Origin of the sequence: Providencia sp. PROV073, assembly GCF_033688125.1 — a bacterium.
In the GTDB taxonomy this organism is placed as follows: Bacteria; Pseudomonadota; Gammaproteobacteria; order Enterobacterales; family Enterobacteriaceae; genus Providencia; species Providencia hangzhouensis.
The window spans coordinates 2190491-2209164 of sequence record NZ_CP096353.1 but is presented as its reverse complement, the minus strand read 5'-3'; the positions used below and the strand labels follow the sequence as shown (position 1 = coordinate 2209164).

At 40.5% G+C, this 18674-nt stretch carries 16 protein-coding genes and 1 riboswitch; of the genes, 9 read left to right on the top strand and 7 right to left on the bottom strand.

Annotated elements, in window-relative coordinates; genetic code table 11:
- The first annotated feature begins 35 nt into the window (after positions 1–35).
- From M1F17_RS09990 to mntP, 4 genes are all read left to right on the top strand, one after another.
- The gene (locus M1F17_RS09990; protein ID WP_004253851.1) at positions 36–839 is read left to right on the top strand and encodes a PTS mannose/fructose/sorbose transporter subunit IIC; all 804 of its coding nucleotides are present in this window, start codon (positions 36–38) and stop codon (positions 837–839) included.
- Between the two features lie 12 nt (positions 840–851).
- Positions 852–1703 carry a PTS mannose transporter subunit IID gene (locus M1F17_RS09985; RefSeq protein WP_004253848.1) on the top strand — a complete coding sequence of 284 codons (852 nt, stop codon included), beginning with the start codon at positions 852–854 and terminating at the stop codon, positions 1701–1703.
- Positions 1704–1792: 89 nt separating this feature from the next.
- Positions 1793–2251, top strand: coding sequence for a DUF986 family protein (locus M1F17_RS09980; RefSeq protein WP_004253844.1), 459 nt, complete (start codon positions 1793–1795; stop codon positions 2249–2251).
- A gap of 151 nt (positions 2252–2402) precedes the next feature.
- A riboswitch (yybP-ykoY riboswitch) is annotated at positions 2403–2546 on the top strand.
- A gap of 47 nt (positions 2547–2593) precedes the next feature.
- Entirely contained in the window at positions 2594–3175 is a 582-nt protein-coding gene (gene mntP / locus M1F17_RS09975) for a manganese efflux pump MntP (protein WP_004911288.1), read from the top strand.
- Between the two features lie 32 nt (positions 3176–3207).
- Here the strand turns inward: mntP and rlmA are convergent, their stop codons facing one another.
- A complete protein-coding gene (rlmA, locus tag M1F17_RS09970) occupies positions 3208–4032 on the bottom strand; it encodes a 23S rRNA (guanine(745)-N(1))-methyltransferase (RefSeq protein ID WP_196725425.1) in 825 nt (274 codons plus the stop codon).
- Positions 4033–4165: 133 nt separating this feature from the next.
- On the opposite strand from rlmA, the gene M1F17_RS09965 reads away from it, so the two are divergent.
- A complete protein-coding gene (locus M1F17_RS09965) occupies positions 4166–4636 on the top strand; it encodes a GNAT family N-acetyltransferase (RefSeq protein ID WP_164456317.1) in 471 nt (156 codons plus the stop codon).
- Positions 4637–4739: 103 nt separating this feature from the next.
- On the opposite strand, the gene M1F17_RS09960 is transcribed toward M1F17_RS09965, so the two are convergent.
- The gene (locus M1F17_RS09960) at positions 4740–5477 is read right to left on the bottom strand and encodes a phosphatase (protein ID WP_004253839.1); all 738 of its coding nucleotides are present in this window, start codon (positions 5475–5477) and stop codon (positions 4740–4742) included.
- 208 nt (positions 5478–5685) lie between these two features.
- On the bottom strand, positions 5686–6915 hold the full coding sequence (alr, locus tag M1F17_RS09955; protein WP_206277651.1) for an alanine racemase: 1230 nt from the start codon (positions 6913–6915) through the stop codon (positions 5686–5688).
- Positions 6916–7295: 380 nt separating this feature from the next.
- Here alr and M1F17_RS09950 point away from each other — a divergent pair, with 380 nt between their 5' ends.
- Complete coding sequence (locus M1F17_RS09950) at positions 7296–8390, top strand: porin (RefSeq protein ID WP_206277650.1); 1095 nt, start codon at positions 7296–7298, stop codon at positions 8388–8390.
- Positions 8391–8748: 358 nt separating this feature from the next.
- On the opposite strand, the gene M1F17_RS09945 is transcribed toward M1F17_RS09950, so the two are convergent.
- On the bottom strand, positions 8749–9732 hold the full coding sequence (locus M1F17_RS09945) for an aldo/keto reductase (RefSeq protein WP_004253824.1): 984 nt from the start codon (positions 9730–9732) through the stop codon (positions 8749–8751).
- A 61-nt stretch (positions 9733–9793) separates the two neighbouring features.
- On the opposite strand from M1F17_RS09945, the gene M1F17_RS09940 reads away from it, so the two are divergent.
- Entirely contained in the window at positions 9794–10735 is a 942-nt protein-coding gene (locus tag M1F17_RS09940) for a LysR family transcriptional regulator (RefSeq protein ID WP_206277649.1), read from the top strand.
- Between the two features lie 229 nt (positions 10736–10964).
- Positions 10965–11447, top strand: coding sequence for a glutathione peroxidase (locus M1F17_RS09935; protein ID WP_004253803.1), 483 nt, complete (start codon positions 10965–10967; stop codon positions 11445–11447).
- A 123-nt stretch (positions 11448–11570) separates the two neighbouring features.
- Here M1F17_RS09935 and guaA read toward each other — a convergent pair whose 3' ends face one another.
- Positions 11571–13148: a glutamine-hydrolyzing GMP synthase gene (guaA, locus tag M1F17_RS09930; protein ID WP_144140682.1), complete on the bottom strand. Its 1578-nt coding sequence runs from the start codon at positions 13146–13148 to the stop codon at positions 11571–11573.
- Positions 13149–13233: 85 nt separating this feature from the next.
- On the bottom strand, positions 13234–14700 hold the full coding sequence (gene guaB / locus M1F17_RS09925; RefSeq protein ID WP_004253607.1) for an IMP dehydrogenase: 1467 nt from the start codon (positions 14698–14700) through the stop codon (positions 13234–13236).
- A 171-nt stretch (positions 14701–14871) separates the two neighbouring features.
- Between guaB and xseA the strand changes: the two genes are divergently transcribed.
- Positions 14872–16239: an exodeoxyribonuclease VII large subunit gene (gene xseA / locus M1F17_RS09920; RefSeq protein WP_144140684.1), complete on the top strand. Its 1368-nt coding sequence runs from the start codon at positions 14872–14874 to the stop codon at positions 16237–16239.
- A 62-nt stretch (positions 16240–16301) separates the two neighbouring features.
- Here xseA and M1F17_RS09915 read toward each other — a convergent pair whose 3' ends face one another.
- Complete coding sequence (locus M1F17_RS09915) at positions 16302–18560, bottom strand: TonB-dependent receptor domain-containing protein (protein WP_144140686.1); 2259 nt, start codon at positions 18558–18560, stop codon at positions 16302–16304.
- Positions 18561–18674: the final 114 nt, after the last annotated feature.

The following is an 18674-nucleotide window of genomic DNA, read 5'->3' as shown; positions in this document are numbered from 1 at the left end:
AGATTTTAAAACTTTTGGTTACAGGAGATTAAACAATGGAACTTACCGTTGTTCAAATAGTAATGGTCTTCATCGTCGCGTGTATCGCGGGGATGGGATCAATCCTTGATGAATTCCAATTTCACCGTCCTCTCATTGCCTGTACGCTTATAGGTATTGTTTTGGGAGATATGAAAACGGGTATCATCATCGGCGGTACATTAGAAATGATCGCACTTGGGTGGATGAATATCGGTGCTGCCGTTGCACCTGATGCCGCTTTAGCTTCTATCATTTCAACGATTCTCGTTATTGCTGGTGGTCAAAGCATTGGTGCAGGTATTGCCATCGCCATCCCACTCGCAGCAGCGGGACAAGTATTAACCATTATTGTTCGTACTGTAACGGTTGCATTCCAACATGCTGCTGATAAAGCCGCCCTCAATGGCAATCTAACTGCAATTGGCTTTATCCATATCTCAGCTTTATTACTGCAAGCCATGCGTATCGCAATACCTGCGTTAATTGTCGCCATTTCTGTTGGTACATCAGAAGTACAACAAATGTTGGATTCTATCCCGCAAGTTGTTACTGACGGCCTGAATATTGCTGGTGGTATGATTGTTGTCGTCGGTTATGCGATGGTTATCAATATGATGCGTGCAGGCTACTTAATGCCGTTCTTCTACTTAGGCTTTGTTACCGCGGCATTTACTGACTTCAACCTGGTTGCTCTTGGGGTTATCGGTACTGTTATGGCTATTTTATATATCCAACTCAGTCCAAAATACAATAAATCGCAAACTGTTGTTACCCAAGGAAATAGTAGCAATAACAACCTTGATAATGAGCTAGACTAGGAGGAACGTATAATGGTAGATATCACTAAGCCAACGGCTAAAAAGCTTACACAAAGCGATATTCGCGGCGTATTCTTACGGTCTAACCTATTGCAAGGTTCTTGGAACTTTGAGCGTATGCAAGCCCTAGGCTTCTGCTATTCAATGGTTCCCGTTATTCGTCGTCTTTATCCTGAAAATAATGATGATAGAAAACAAGCCATTAAGCGCCATCTTGAATTCTTTAATACACATCCGTATGTTGCAGCGCCTGTTTTGGGTGTCACAATGGCAATGGAAGAGCAACGTGCCAATGGTGCAGACATTGATGACGGTGCAATAAATGGTATCAAAGTCGGTCTAATGGGGCCATTAGCCGGTGTTGGTGACCCAATTTTCTGGGGAACTGTTCGCCCAGTATTTGCGGCTCTCGGTGCAGGTATCGCAATGACGGGTAGCTTACTTGGCCCTCTTCTGTTTTTTGTTTTGTTTAATCTTGTCCGTTTGTTAACCCTTTATTATGGTGTTTCATATGGCTACAAAAAAGGGATTGATATTGTTCAAGACATTGGTGGCGGTTTCCTACAAAAACTAACTGAAGGAGCATCAATTCTCGGTTTATTTGTTATGGGGGCCTTGGTCAATAAATGGACACATGTCAATATTCCACTTGAAGTGTCGCGGATCAAAAACCCAACAACAGGTGCTGAAGATATTACCACCGTCCAAATGATCCTTGATCAACTCATGCCAGGTTTAGTACCACTATTGCTAACCTTCGCCTGTATGTGGCTGTTACGTCGTAAAGTTAACGCATTGTGGATTATTATCGGCTTCTTTGGTTTGGGTATCCTTGGTGCTTGGTTAAACTTCTTAGCACCATAATTTTCCACCATTATTTGAATTGGGAGGTTGCAGCCTCCCTTTTTTAATTTTAAGCTCTGCATTATGTTCACTTATCCAAGGGTTCACAAATGACCTTCAATGATGCCATTCTTGCTATAATCATTTTGATCATGCTTGTTTATGCAATTTATGATGAATTCATTCAGCATTTGCTAAAGGGTAAAACATTATTAAAAATTAATCTAAAACGAAAACATCGGGCCGATGCTATTATTTTTATTGTTCTAATTTGTATCGTTATTTATACAAATATTGTACGCCATGGTAATTTATTAACCACTTACTTATTATTGATTACTATTTTTATGTCAATCTATTTGGCGTTTATAAGAACACCTAAGCTATTCTTTAAACAGAATGGTTTTTATTTTGCCAATGCATTTATATTATATGACAGAATAAAAACAATGAACTTATCCGAAGACGGTGTATTAATAATAGGTTTGGAAAAAAAGAAAATTAACATCCAAGTTTCACATCTTGATGATTTACAAAGAATTTATGAATTCCTTATTAATCATAAGTAAATAAGTTTTATATTATCACTAAAAACAAGGTTAATTATAAATTTAATTAACCTTGTTTTTGCCAATATCCTTATTGATAATAATTCTCAATAACATTTAATATCCACAATTAATTAAGTGTTGCCTTTAATATAAAATATGGTATCTTTCTTTCCACGTCATTGGGGAGTAGCCTGTTCTGGTTTCATATATAAGACCAGAAAGTCCGTATCAACATACTCGTTTGGTTTCAAACGTGGTGCGGACACCAAAATTCGGTTGGCAAGACCATAGACACATAAATAAGCCTTTTGGTTGGGGGTAATTTATGTGTATATGGAATCACCCAACCGAGGTTCTATTATGAGTTTCTATGCTACCCTTATCTTAGCCCTTGCCCTATCAATGGACGCCTTCGCTGTTGCTATTTGTAAAGGCGCCGTACTTCATAAACCCCGCTTTAGAGAAATTCTCCGTACTGGTTTTATTTTTGGTTTTATTGAAGCCATTACACCGATTATTGGTTGGGGTATCGGGATCCTAGCTAGCCAATATGTTATCCGTTGGGATCATTGGATTGCATTTGGTTTATTGTTTGTTTTAGGTGCTAGAATGATCTGGCAGAGTATTAAAACAAAAGATGAAGAATGCTGTTCTAAACCTTCTAGTCATAGCTCAACAAGCCTTATCTTTTCTGCGATAGCCACCAGCCTTGATGCAATGGCTATCGGTCTAGGTTTAGCTTTCTTGCAAGTGGATATCGTTCATACTGCAATGACTATCGGCTTAATGACAATGATTATGGCAACTATTGGTATGATGATTGGCCGCTATGTTGGCCCATTACTCGGAAAAAAAGCAGAAATTATCGGTGGGTTGGTTCTAATAGGTATTGGTTTTAATATTTTATTTGAGCACCTCGAATTATTTATGTATGCCCATTAGTTTTTGTGCCCCCTTATATGGGGGCAATAACCTTACTCTGCATCAGATTGATAAACGCGAATTAAAAAATCAGCCGTATATTCTTTCACTTCAGCTTGTTGCAGATTCTCTTTGACCTGTTCTGATGCACGCCAAGCAAATGGGGTCATCATCAACAATTCATAAGCTTCTTGCCCTGTCAGTGCCATTTTATAATTTAATTGGCAACTATCTATTAGCGAAAAATTTGGTAAATCTTCATCTTTAGTTGGATGTAACTTAACCTCATCGTAAATTAACGCTTTTAATTCTTGCAGATGCTCTGCCGCAGGCGTAACAGTAATTAACATACCTTTAGAAACTAATACACGGCTTAATTCTTGTGCTTTGCAGGGTGCGTAAATTCGGACAACTCCACCTAAGCTGTTATTTGAGAATGGCAAGCGATGGCTTGTACCGACGCAAAAACGAACGGATTTATACCGTTTCGCCGCATAGCGAACCGCCACTTTCGAAACATCTAAGCCCAGAACCGTATATTTTTCAAAATGTTTTACAAGTTCCCGAGAGAAATAGTCTGTGTAATACCCTTCCCCACAACCAATATCTAACAAACTAGTATTAGATGGTGGAATAAACTGAATAATTTTTTCTGCCACCTTTTCACGCATCGGGTGGTAATGTCCTGCATCAAGAAATTGTCTACGTGCTTGCATCATTTCAGCATTATCACCGGGGTCTTTAGACCGTTTATGTTGTACGGGCAACAAATTAACGTAACCCTCTTTCGCACAATCGAACTGGTGATTTTCTGCGCAGCGATAGCTGTTATGCATAAAGTTAAGTGGTGTAAAGCAGAGGGGGCATTGATAATTCATAAAAGTCACTGATTTAAAAATAAGGGTGAGTATACCATATTCAAATTAGTTTTCTTTCTGTTATATATATTGCTTTTTAACTGTACTTTTTGTTCTATGAAAGAAATAAAAAAACATTAGCAGGTGTATCATGATGAAAATTAGGTTAGCAACCCCCGATGAAGCTGAACATCTTTGGTTTATACGCAACCAAGCCATTCGCCATGGTTGTACAACGAGTTTTGACGCAAAAACGATCAGCGCCTGGACACCTGATGAAATGCCAGTAAGTTATATACGTATTGTGAGGAATAACCCATTCTTTGTCGCGGTAAATAAAAATGATGAACCCGTTGCAACTGGCTATCTTAATCTAGAGGCTAACAGTGTTGATGCCATATTTACTTTACCACAGTACACTGGCTGCGGAGCTGCGGGCTTAATATTAGATGCTATTAAAGCTGAAGCCAAAAAGCGAAATATTAAAAAATTGGTATTAGATTCATCACCGAATGCGGAACGCTTTTATCAGAAACATGGATTTACTTCGATTAAGCATGCTAGCTACTACTCTTCTCTTGCTCAAGTTGAGTTAAATTGTGTTCAAATGGAAATTGAATTATAACTTTCAATATAACTTGAATTAAAAGCCACTTCACCTTTTGTGGCTTTATTATACCTAATATTGACTGTCTTTAAGAACGCAATGTTAAATAACTGAATAACTATTAAAAATCAGCAAATTCAGGGATAGGCTTACGCCCATGGGACTCTAAAAAATCCAATACACGGCGTGGAGTAACATTTAAAATTTGTGATTGCGGAAAATCAATTGATTCCAACATTTCAACTACGCGGTCAAAACGGCCGAGATACCCAGCAAAATGCGAGTCCGAACCTAATGCTACCCACCCGCCAGTTTCTTTAACAGCCTTTGCTATTTCTAAACAATTCTTTTGACTACCCGCTCTTGAATGCAAGAATGAGGAGTTATTCATTTCCAAAGCCACATTACAATCTTTCGCAGCTTGTGCTACCGCTTTAATATCAATGGGATATTTGGGATTTCCCGGATGGGTAATTATTTGCACTTTACCGCTACGGATCGTGGCAATCATAGCTTCTGTATTATCAGCTAAACTTTGGGGTTCAAGAACCGGTTCATGGAAACCAGCTAAAATAATATCCAAATGACGAGCAATCTTTTCATTGCAGTCTGTCTCACCCAACTTGTTTTTTATATTCGCTTCAATACCGTACAATAAACCAACGCCATCAACAATTCTCGGTAAGATAGGCATATTACCAAAGTGCCATTCATGTGGAGCATCTTGCATTTCAGGGCCGTGGTCGGTAATCGCAAAGAGTTTCACACCTCGACTTGCGGCTTCAGCAAAATATTCATTAACAGTGCTATATGCATGGGTGCTGGCAATGGTATGCGCATGTAAATCAACTTGATACATAAATGATATCCTTCTAATTCTTTTATTTTCCTTCTGAGTCAATCCGCTCAAAAAAGACTCTACCAACCTAACATATCAGCTTATAAGTTTCGATAGTCATTCCCCTAAACCGCATTTTATCGACATATTGGATAAAATCCGAAGAGACATTTAGGATAAAAAAACCCGCAATTATTGCGGGTTAAAATATACGGAATTAAAAATTAACCTAATCAACTAAGATACGTTTATTGGTTGCACCCCACAAAATTGACATTTCGGTAAATAATGCACCGCTGATGTCTTCAACCTCTTCGGCCGTAATTTCAGCATGACCTTGTTTGCCAAAAAATACAACTTCATCTCCCGGGCTAACGTATTTTAAATCAGTAACATCAACCATGACCGTATTCATTGATGTTTTTCCTAAAACAGGAACTGTCTGGCCATTAATTAATGCATGTCCCGCATTGCTAAATACACGGCGATAGCCATCTGCATAACCTACAGGGATATTGGCTAATACAGAATCACGCTTCAAGGTATAGGTTCTATCATAACCCACTGTATTACCTTTCGGATAATGATTGACAGAGGCAATGTTCGATTTCAGCGTCATCACGCGTTTATAGTCATTTGTCGCAACGGTATCACCGTAGAAAATACCACCTACACGTACCATATCCAACCATGATTCTGGTACGGTAATAGTTGCATAAGTATTCGCGACATGTAATGTAATGTCTTCACGTTTTAACCCTGTCACATTCAAGACTTGTTGAGACTCTTTCTTGAATTTCGCAAGGTCTTTACGGATCTGAGCTTCATCCTCTTCTGGATAATGAGACATAATGCCCACGATTTTTAATTGTGATAACTCCGCGATCTGTTTTGCTTCATCTAAGCCAGATGCACTACTGACGTCTAGCCCATTACGGGACATCCCTGCCGAGTTTAGCGCAAGGTGGATGGGGATCACTTTATTTTGTTTTTTCGCAATCGCATTCAAGCGCTGCGCCATTGCTAAATTACCAATTAACTCTTCTGTCTCATATTGTGTGGCCTGAGCCATTTCTTGTTCTGTCGCACTTCTCACTCGCATTAAGCGGCCTTTAAAACCTAAGTCTCTCACGGTTTTAAGCTCTTGGTTATTTGTTACCCCAATACATTGCACATTATTTTCAATCATTATTGGCGTAACTAAAGAAAGGTCATGTCCATAGGCATCCCCTTTCAAAACAGCGCACAGAGAAGACTTATCTCCCAGCAGGTTTTGTACTTTTTTGATATTAAAATCTAATGCACCACGTGATATTTCAATCCATGCGTTATTAACCACCACAGGTTGGTTTTGTGTCGCATAAGTTTCTACTGGTGTTTTGATATTATTTGGTTGCTGACAAGCTGTCGCAGCAACCAATAAAGGGAGTAATGCCAGATACTTCAAACGTAAAGCCACGTATTATTCCTTATATCTAGTGATTTCTACCAAGATATTATTTTTAGGGTTCTGGGTTGATATAGACAAAATTTGTATAGGTTCTAAATAATACCAACCTTAGCATTTCAAACAAGTAATAATTCACGATTTATGCATAAAAAATCATTTATACATAAACATGACTCTTTCATCACATTGATTTTGATTTTCTAAAAATAAAACATTTGGTTGAAATCACCATAAATTAAATTATTTTTATTATTTAATAAGTTAGCCGTATTGTTTCACTAATATTTAATTTTGTTACATTTTTTATTTGGCGAATTAAAATGCTTAAATGATAATAACTATCAATTAGGAACTATTGCTAAATATCACTCAATCCATAAGGCTATGTTATGAAGTACAAATTACTCGCACTCATTATTCCAACACTACTTATTGCTAATATTGCTAACTCCGCTGAAATGTACAATAAAGATGGTAATAAGCTTGATGTGTATGGGCAAATCGATGTTCGCCATCATATTGCCAAAAGCCGTAGTGGCGAAGATGGTGATGACTCACGTGTCAGACTGGGGCTAAAAGGTGACACACAAATCACCGACCAACTCATTGGTTTTGGACGTTTTGAATGGGAAACTAAAACTAACCAATCAGAATCAACTGAAGAAAATAGTAATCGTTTAGCTTATGCAGGCTTAAAATTTGCAGATTACGGCTCCCTTGATTATGGCCGCAATTATGGTGTTATTTATGATACCAATGCTTGGACAGACGTATTACCTCTCTGGGGAGCGGATACGATGGTTCAAGAAGATAACTACATGCTAAGCCGTAACCGTAATTTACTCACTTATCGCAATAATAATGCCTTTGGTTACATTGATGGTTTAAGCTTTGCATTACAGTATCAGGGGAAAAATGGTGAACAAAACCTGTCATCCGGTGATGAATTAACCGATAACGGCGATGGTTTTGGTTTATCTACAGCTTATGAATTAGGTTATGGTATTTCCCTCGGTGGTGGTTACTCCTCATCTTCCCGTACACCAAAGCAAAAAGATGCCACAACTAGCAGTGCGACTGGTAAACGCGCTGAAGCTTGGAACGTAGGGGGAAAATTTGAATACGAAGATCTCTATTTCGCAGTCATGTATGGCCAAACGCTTAATATGAGCCGTTTTGGTAATGATAATATGGAGTCAGTAGCAAATAAAACTCAGAACTTGGAAGTGGTTGCCCTATATTCTTTTGACTTCGGTTTAACCCCATCAATTGGCTATAACTATTCCAAAGGTAAAAACTTAGGCAGCTTTGGAGATAAAGAATTAGTAAATTATATCGCCATCGGCTCAGCTTATGACTTTAATAAAAACCTAAGTGCTGTCATCGACTATAAAATCAACTTGTTAAACGATAATGATTTTACTGACCACTACAAAGTGAATACCGATAACGTACTTGGTTTAGGGTTAGTGTATCAGTTCTAATTTTAGAATTGAGTGAAAAGCAAAAGCGTCTGTAAATTACAGGCGCTTTTTTACGGGTAAGCTTTGACAATAAAAATATCTCTCATCATCTTCATGAGCTATTCCCTAGGAACGGGAAGCTCTGTTGCTTTACCCTCGATAAAGCAGTTGTAAGATACAAAAGTATCTAACCCCATACATAGAGGCCCCTTTTCCTAAATAAATTCCTATAATGGTATACCTATTTTTTCTAACGTCTTTGGTACTAATAAAAAAAGGCACCAGTAAAAAACTGATACCTCAATTATTGTTGCCAAATAACATTCACAGAATATGACAGCACAGGGCAACTCTATTACTCTACAAAATGATGCTTACCTTACACATTAACACCTTTCATTCCTTCAGCAGTATAACGGGAACCCACAGGTTGAAAGCTTTCTAGCGCTTGTGTTATTTGCAGTAAATCCTCCGATGTTAGGTCAATATCAGCGGCAGCAAAGTTATCTTCAAGGTGTTTAACTTTATTCGTTCCTGGTATTGGTACAATGTTATCTCCTTGAGCTAGCAACCAGGCCAGTGAAATTTGAGCAGGTGAACATGACTTGTTACTTGCCATCTGCACGATAAAGTCAGCTAATGTGCGATTAGCTCTAAGGTTCTCTGATGTGAAACGTGGTAGCGTATTACGTGCATCATCGCTCTCGAACCTACTTTCGGCATTAAAGCGCCCTGTTAAGAATCCACGTCCTAACGGGGAATAAGGTACAAAACCAATCCCTAATTCTTGGCAAGTTGGCAATATTTCCGTTTCAACATCACGCGTCCAAAGCGAATACTCAGTTTGGATTGCAGTAACAGGATAAACTGCGTGTGCCCTTCTAAGGGTTGCCGCACTCACCTCAGACAACCCAATGTGAGCAATTTTCCCTTCAGCAACTAACCCCGCCAGCGTGTGCATTGTCGTCTCTATTGATGCAGAGGGATCTAGACGATGGATATAATACAAATCAATACATTCAACACCTAATCGACGAAGAGAGCTTTCACAGGCGCTGCGTATATATTCTGGACTATTATCAATCCTTCTCTCATATTCACCTGGTCGGCGAACAATACCGCACTTTGTCGCGATTTTAACATCAGAACCTACTTGTTTAAGAAAATGCCCAATCAACTCTTCGTTATGAAAATTGCCATAAGTATCCGCAGTATCCAGCATCGTACAGCCTAGTTCGATAGCTTTTTGTAGCACAACCATGGCAGCCTGATCATCTTGCGGCCCATAGAACTCGCTCATCCCCATACAACCGAGTCCAATTGCCGAGACTTCAAGTCCATTACCCAAAATACGTTTTTTCATTATCGCTCTCCCTTGGTTTATTTTATGTTTTTCAGTATATTTTCCATAAATGGAGATTTATATGACTAATGAAAGCAATCCATTCTCCAATAATGGAAAACAAAACGATAGACAGCATTCAAATTGGGATGATGTCAGAGTATTTTTAGCGATTGCTCGAGAAGGCACGCTAAGTGCTGCATCTAAAGCATTGAAACTTGGAATTGCAACCACATCTCGGCGTTTAGAACGCCTAGAAGAGGCATTACATGTTCGGCTATTCACTCGAGACCAGCTTGGTTACAAGCTTACCGATGAAGGAAATGCATTAATTTCTCAGGCTGAAGCCTTAGAACAGGCGGGTTATGCATTTGGCAATGCCGCGCGGAGAAAAAGCGAAAGCGTGATGGGCCATGTTTGTTTAGCTACCGCTCAAGGCTTAGCCGATCATCTAATCATCCCTGCTCTGCCTTCACTAACCAACGTGAACCCTAATCTCACAATTGAAATTGTAACTGGGGTGTCGACAGTGAATTTACACAGGCGTGATGCGGATATTGCACTGCGTATGGTTCGGCCTGAACGCGGTAATGTGCGTATTCGTAAATTAGGCACATTGGGGTTTGGCCTTTACGCCTCAGAGAGTTATTTACAGCGTAGACCAAATCCAGACAGATTGAGCTCTCTAGAACAAGATGATTTTATCGGTTGGTCGGAAGCACAGCAGCACCTCCAATCAGCACAATGGTTAGAAAAAACGCTAAGAGGAAGAGCTTGCCGGCTCACTACCAGTACGATGTCAGCACAATTTAGCGCAGTCCAAGCGGGTATTGGCATGGCTGTTTTGCCGCATTTCATTGCCCAAAAGATGGGACTGATTTGCCTACAAGATAATATAGGCTGTGACCAACCTATTTGGCTAGTCATTCACTCTGATCTCGCTCACTCACGAAGGATCAGGGTTGTCGCTGATTTTTTGAATGAGTTAGTTGCAAAGGAACATGAGAGGTTGCTGATGCCATAAGCTCCCTCCACTTTGACACGGGCTGATACCATTATTTAGCCAGCGAATGTTTATAGCGGGATTAAAGCAAAGGGCTAATATCTAATATTTCAATCAATGGGAGAACAGCCAGTATGTTGTTTTTACCTTTAGAATTTGCCAAGATAGCCAGGTAAAAGACTTCAGACCTACCACACAATCATCGGCGATATTGGCTTATGTCGATTAGCTCTATTCTAAGGATCCTACTATGGCCCCCTTTCATCAATTAGCAGCGACAAGTCTCGGCGGGCAACTTATCTCTATGAAAGACTACGCTGATAAGGTGGTTCTCGTCGTTAATACCGCCAGTCATTGTGGTTTTACACCACAATACAACGGCTTAGAATCACTCTACAAGAAATATGCTCCTCAGGGCTTTGTGGTGCTTGGTTTCCCCTGTAATCAGTTTGGCAAACAAGAACCCGGTAGCGCTGAGGAAATCGCGCAGACCTGCTTTATTAACTACGAAGTGAGCTTTCCAATATTCGAAAAAGTCGACGTTAATGGGAGCTCAGCTCACCCGATATTCCGTTACCTGAAAAACGAGCTACCAGGTCTAATGGGTGGGCGGATCAAGTGGAACTTTACTAAATTCTTGATCGGGCGTGACGGTAAACCGCTCAAACGCTTCGCACCATTCACTACCCCTGAAAAAATGGAAGCAATAATCCTTTCGGCACTTCAAATTTAAGTGTTCACTAATGTGCTCGATTAAATCGAATGCTATTAAAGACTAAAAAACAAAAAAGCCCACTTTTACATGGGCTTAAGTTGTTATTTTGCCAGCCAGTGCCAGCTAATTCTTATTGGGGGATTATTCCCACTCAATAGTCGCAGGTGGTTTGCCGCTGATATCATAAACAACACGGGAAATACCATCGACTTCATTAATGATGCGGTTTGAAACGCGGCCTAAGAAGTCATAAGGTAAATGCGCCCAATGAGCGGTCATAAAGTCGATGGTTTCAACTGCACGTAGTGAAACAACCCAGTCGTATTTACGGCCATCACCCATAACACCGACAGAGCGGACAGGTAAAAATACGGTAAATGCTTGGCTAACTTTATGATATAAATCTGCTTTGTGCAGTTCTTCAATAAAGATAGCATCTGCACGACGTAATAAGTCACAGTACTCTTTCTTCACTTCACCTAACACGCGAACCCCTAAACCTGGGCCTGGGAATGGGTGGCGATACAGCATATCGTACGGGAGGCCTAATTCGAGACCAATTTTACGGACTTCATCTTTAAACAATTCTTTTAATGGCTCAACTAAACCAAGTTTCATGTCATCCGGCAGACCACCTACGTTATGGTGAGACTTGATAACGTGTGCTTTACCGGTTGCTGATGCTGCTGATTCGATAACGTCTGGGTAAATTGTTCCTTGAGCCAACCATTTGATATTAGGCAGCTTAGATGACTCTTCATCAAATACTTCGATAAATACGTGGCCAATTTTCTTACGTTTAGCTTCTGGATCGCTGATCCCAGCTAATGCATTTAAGAAGCGATCTTCAGCTTTTGCATGGATGATGTTCAGGTCAAATTTACCTGCGAACATTTCCATTACTTGGTCTGCTTCGTTTAAACGCAATAAACCGTTATCAACGAACACACAGGTTAAACGTTTACCAATTGCACGGTTTAATAGCAATGCCGTAACCGATGAATCAACACCACCCGATAATGCGAGCAGTACGTGGTCATCACCAATTTGCTCTTTTAAACGCGCTACTGTGTCTTCGATAATTGCAGCTGGTGTCCACAGGGCTTCACATTGGCAAATATCTTTCACAAAACGCGTTAAAATATTTAGGCCTTGGTGAGTGTGAGTCACTTCTGGGTGGAATTGAACACCGTAGAATTTCTTCTCTTCATTTGCCATGATGGCATATGGGCAGCTTGGCGTGCTGGCGATAGTTTTAAACTCTGCAGGGATAGCTGTAACTTTATCACCATGGCTCATCCAGACATCAAGTACTGGCTTGCCAGCTTCGTTCAGAGAGTCATGAATATCACGGAATAATTCACATTGCTCAGTGATTTCGACATTGGCATAACCGAACTCACGTTCACCAGAGACTTCAACTGCACCACCCAACTGCATTGACATGGTTTGCATGCCATAACAAATACCTAATACAGGAACACCTGCATTAAATACGTAATCAGGAGCACGTGGGCTATCTGACTCAGTCGTACTTTCTGGCCCGCCAGAAAGAATAATACCGTTTGGATTAAATCCTCGAATTTGTTCTTCTGTAACGTCCCACGCCCAGAGTTCACAGTAAACGCCAATTTCACGAATACGACGGGCGATCAGCTGTGTATATTGCGAGCCGAAATCAAGAATAAGAATGCGATGTTTATGGATATTTGTTGTCATTTGAGGAGAATTCCAAAAATTCAAGTCAAAAATAAGAATCGGTGACGCAATCAAATGAATGCGCCACCCTGAGAAACTTTATCGATTATTGCCCCAAACGGTAGTTTGGCGATTCTTTCGTGATAGTAACATCATGAACGTGGCTTTCTTGGATACCGGCTCCACTGATGCGAACAAATTCTGCTTTTGTTCTTAATGCATCAATAGTACCACAGCCCGTCAGGCCCATACAGGAGCGTAAGCCACCCATTTGTTGATGAATGATTTCTTTTAGGCGACCTTTGTATGCTACGCGGCCTTCAATGCCTTCTGGCACTAATTTGTCTGCTGCATTATCAGATTGGAAGTAACGATCTGACGAACCTTTAGACATCGCACCCAGTGAACCCATGCCACGGTATGCTTTGTAAGTACGGCCTTGGAATAAAATAGTTTCTCCCGGAGACTCTTCAGTTCCTGCGAACATTGAGCCGACCATCACACAGGCTGCGCCTGCCGCGATAGCTTTAGAGATATCACCTGAGAAGCGAATACCCCCATCCGCGATAACAGGAATACCCGTACCTTCAAGGGCTTCTGCCGCTTCTGCAATAGCTGTAATTTGTGGTACACCCACACCAGTTACGATACGAGTTGTACAAATTGAACCAGGGCCAATACCGACTTTAACGGCGCTAACACCTGCATCAGCCAGCGCTTTCGCCCCTTCCGCGGTTGCTACGTTACCGCCAATGATTTGTAAGTCAGGGTATTTTTGGCGGGTTTCACGAATACGTTGTAATACGCCTTCTGAATGACCATGTGATGAATCAATTAATAAAACGTCAACGCCAGCAGCCACCAGTGCGTCAACACGCTCTTCATTTCCTGCACCAGCACCAACAGCAGCACCAACACGCAAACGGCCTTGCTCGTCTTTACACGCGTTTGGCTTACGTTCTGCTTTTTGGAAGTCTTTAACAGTGATCATCCCTAACAAATGAAAGTTATCATCGATCACTAAGGCTTTTTCTACACGTTTTTCATGCATTTTTTGTAAAACAATTTCACGTGCTTCGCCTTCTTTCACGGTGACTAAACGTTCTTTTGGCGTCATCACAGCAGTAACAGGCTGGTCCAAATCCGTCACGAAACGAACATCGCGGCCCGTAATAATACCAACTAATGAGTTGTCGTTTGCAACTACTGGGTAACCTGCAAAACCATTGCGCTCAGCCATTTCTTGCACTTCACGAATGGTAGTATCAGGCGTTACTGTCACAGGGTCAGTGACGACACCACTTTCATGCTTTTTCACGCGGCGAACTTCTTCCGCTTGGCGCTCAATAGTCATGTTTTTATGGATGAAACCAATGCCACCTTCTTGTGCTAATGCAATAGCAAGGTCAGATTCAGTGACAGTATCCATGGCTGCAGAAAGCATAGGAATGTTCAGGCGGATGTTTGCAGTCAGTTGAGTTGATAAATCTGCGGTATTCGGTAATACGGTTGAGTGTGCAGGAACGAGTAAAACGTCGTCGAAAGTAAGTGCTTCTTTTTTAATGCGTAACATAGGCAATATCCCACCAGGCAGCGTTATGGAAAGGTATAAAATATTGCCGCGGCATTATACACACCGAAAACGGTTGCTTCCAGCGTTTTTTTGAAAAAAAACTTGATAACTCCTATAACTGCGTTAGTATCTATCGATTAAGTCATTGTTTTAAAATTTGATCTGGCTCACATGTCGACTTCACAAAATAACGCAATTTACTCGGTTAGCAAGCTTAACCAGACTGTTCGAGAACTTCTTGATAACCAAATGGGCCGTATTTGGTTAACCGCTGAAATTTCCAATTTTTCACAACCAAGTTCAGGTCATTGGTACTTAACCTTAAAAGATGACCGAGCACAGGTACGTGCGGCAATGTTCCGTGGGCAGAATGCACGTGTCACTTTCCGCCCACAAAATGGCCAGCAAGTTTTGGTTAGAGCGACAGTGACTTTATATGAACCTCGAGGTGACTACCAATTAATCCTTGAAAGTATGCAGCCAGCCGGTGAGGGCTTACTGCAACAGCGTTTTGAACTATTAAAACAAACGCTAAGCGCACAAGGCTTATTTGATATTATTCATAAAAAACCGCTACCTAGCCCTGCTAAATCTGTCGGTATCATTACATCAGCAACCGGTGCAGCCCTACATGATATTTTAAATATTTTACGCCGCCGGGATCCTTCTCTGCCTATCATTATCTATCCAACGGCCGTTCAAGGCGAAATGGCACCAGCACAAATTGCTCGAATGATTGAGCTAGCAAATTTGCGTCAAGAATGTGATGTGTTAATTGTCGGTCGCGGTGGGGGCTCCCTTGAAGATTTGTGGGCATTTAATGAAGAAATCGTTGCTAGAGCTATTTTTGCTAGTCAACTGCCTATAATTAGTGCTGTTGGTCATGAAACCGATGTGACGATTGCGGACTATGTAGCGGACGTAAGAGCACCAACCCCATCTGCGGCAGCCGAGCTTGTTAGCCGTAACCAGCTAGAAATGCTGCGGCAGTTAAAATCTGCACAGCAACACCTTGAAATGGCAATGGATTATTACGTGGCAGGCCAACAACAAAGATTTGCTCGTTTGCATCACCGTTTACAACAACAGCACCCGCAATTACGTTTGGCACGGCAATATAATCAACTTAATTTATTGCAACAAAAGCTAGCACAGTCGATGACTCGGCAACTACAAAATTCGACGGCTAAATTCGAAAGAGTTAATCGCCGTTTGCTACAAAATGATTTACGCCCTCAGTTGCAAAAACAACAACGTCAGTTGCAACAAACACAATATCATTTGCAAAATATGATCACGAGTTTGGTCAATAGCTATCGTCAACGTTTTGCTGTCGCGTGTTCGAAAATGGAAGCTGTCAGCCCATTGGCAACACTTGCTCGCGGCTTTAGTATTAGTGAGACAGCAGAAGGCACCGTGTTGAAAAAAACCAGCCAAGTAAAATTAGGGCAACCACTGAAAACACGCCTTAATGATGGCTGGGTTGAAAGCCAAATTACCCACATTGAGAAAGTTAAAACCAAAAGAGTATCGAAGTGATTATTTTAACCACTTATCTCGATTAAAATAACGGGATAAGTGGTTGTAAATTTATATACTGGTTAGAAACGTACCTGCCCACCAATCATATAAGTACGCCCTCTACCCGTTTCATTATTCCGTCCTCTCTCTTGCATAATTGCACCCGAATTTGCTCGGTTTAGTGCGTCGGTATAGTTTTTATTCGTCACATTGTTAACTGTCATCATCAACTTAACGTTTTTATTAATTTCATAATCTGCATATACATCAACAATAGTTGGTTGTTTCTCATATTTCTCCGTCATAGCATCACCATTTTGGTCGCTATCTGGAACTGGGCTAATCCGTTTGGAGGGGCCAGTCCATGTGATCGTTGAACCGAGTGTCAGTTTTTCATCAAAGAAGCGTACGCCTGAGTCTAATGTTAGGTAATAGTCAGGTAATTGAGTGAAATCCCCTGCACTAAATAAGGAGGTGCTATTAATAGAAACCGGCTGTTTTCCTGACTCTTTGGTATATGAAACCATTGAATAAAATACACCTGCATCGTAGTTGGCTTGCAATTCATACCCTCGTAAATTTACATCTCGATGGTCATTCACATACATTTCTGCTCGCTGAAACATTGGTGGATTCTCTTTATCCCATACATCATCATTCACTAAACACCAATCAAATTCATCCTGTGGATTGGAACGACAAAGTACAAAAGCTTTACTCGTGATATAATCTTTAACTTGGGTATGAAACCACAATGCTTTCAGATTGAATTGGTCACCATCTACCACTAAATCAGGTTTTAAGCTATTAAACCCAACCTGCCAAGTTTTTGATTTTTCACCCTTAAGAAATGGATTCATCGTCTGGCCACCATTTGAGGAGAAAAAAGCTTCTTGTGAATTCGGTGCACGCATGGAATGTGCGTAACTAACAAAGGGCTGGAATTCAGGAATGATTTGAGCGGATAACAATATACCTGGGTTAATCCCACTATCTTTAATGTTCAGATTACTGGCTTCTTGGGGGAAACATTTTTCGGTTTCATCACACGCAGGCTTATAACCTTTCACGCTATAATTGAGGTAATTAAGGTCAAATATCGCTGTATAGATATCGTATTTCGCTTCAAACTGAGTATATACGCTGGCAATATCTTGTGTTCCACTTGGTGAAAATGGATTGTTTATCTGGGTATTTGGGTCTTCAACCGATTGTGCTTCCTTACTGTATTTGGTTTTCATTAATTTCGAACCTACTTGCCATTTATAATCCACATCTCCATAAGAAAAATGGCTAGTATTGGATAAATTTATACTATCAGATTTATTTTTAGATATGGCATTTTTAAAGGCTCCACCAATAGGATCACCTTGAAATTTTTGTTCATTATTGCCATGGCTTGCCAGTATTTCTACGTCAATTAATTCATTTAATGGAGTGTATTTATATTTTAGATAATAGTCCTCACTATTAATCTTTCTGCTGGTAAGTTTATTTTGCAAAAAACGCCCACTGAATTCCAATTCATGGCGATCATTAGGTTTATATTTCAACTTTGCCAATTGAGATTGTGGCTTTTGTTTGAATGAGGGATCTGTGGCAAATTCATCACTATTAAAACCATCGCCGTTTTTATAGCTGCCGGGGATATTATGCCCACTAACTGCAATTAAACCACCAAAGTAACCATCATCCTGTAATTGTGTTTTACCCGCAACAGCAACCATCCCGTTATAACCGAGACCATTATCCCCCCAGTTAGCTTTACTACGCAGTCCGTATAAATTGTCGTTAAAAATGACGTCATCAATTCCGATAGTGCGGAAATTCGCACTTCCGGCTAAAGCATTAATGCTATTACTGCCATTCAACTGCCCTTTCTCCACTTCCACTGAGACAATAAAGTTTGGATCAATTAATGAGCCAAAATCATTACTCGGCTGCATACCGTGGGTATATTTGCTCGGTGAGATACCATAATAACTTTGCGTAATACCATCAACCATCATATTCACGCGACCAAAACCACTCAGTCCACGAATATTGACGTTAACCGTACCTTGGCTGGCATCCATTTGAGTATAGGTACCGGGCATGGTGCGAATAATTTTATCCATCGACTGCAATTTATTTTCTGTACCAACCGCACTATAAGCACCTGGTTTTTCTAATGCTTTGACTAGTGGGGTTTGTTTCTGCGCACCTGAAACTTTTAATTGGCTAAAATTAACCACACCTTCTTTCTGCTTATTTTGCTGCTGTGTATTTTCAGCCAAAGCGATCCCTTGGTAGCTAGTGGCAATAATACCAGCTACCATAATTATTGTTTTATTATTCATTAAACCATTCCTGTAAACGTACTGAGTGTCATACGCTCACACCGCTAGCACAGGCCAAATAGTGCCTGTGAAAAGGCTCAGCAACAATGTGATTAATCTTGTTGCTGGCCTGAA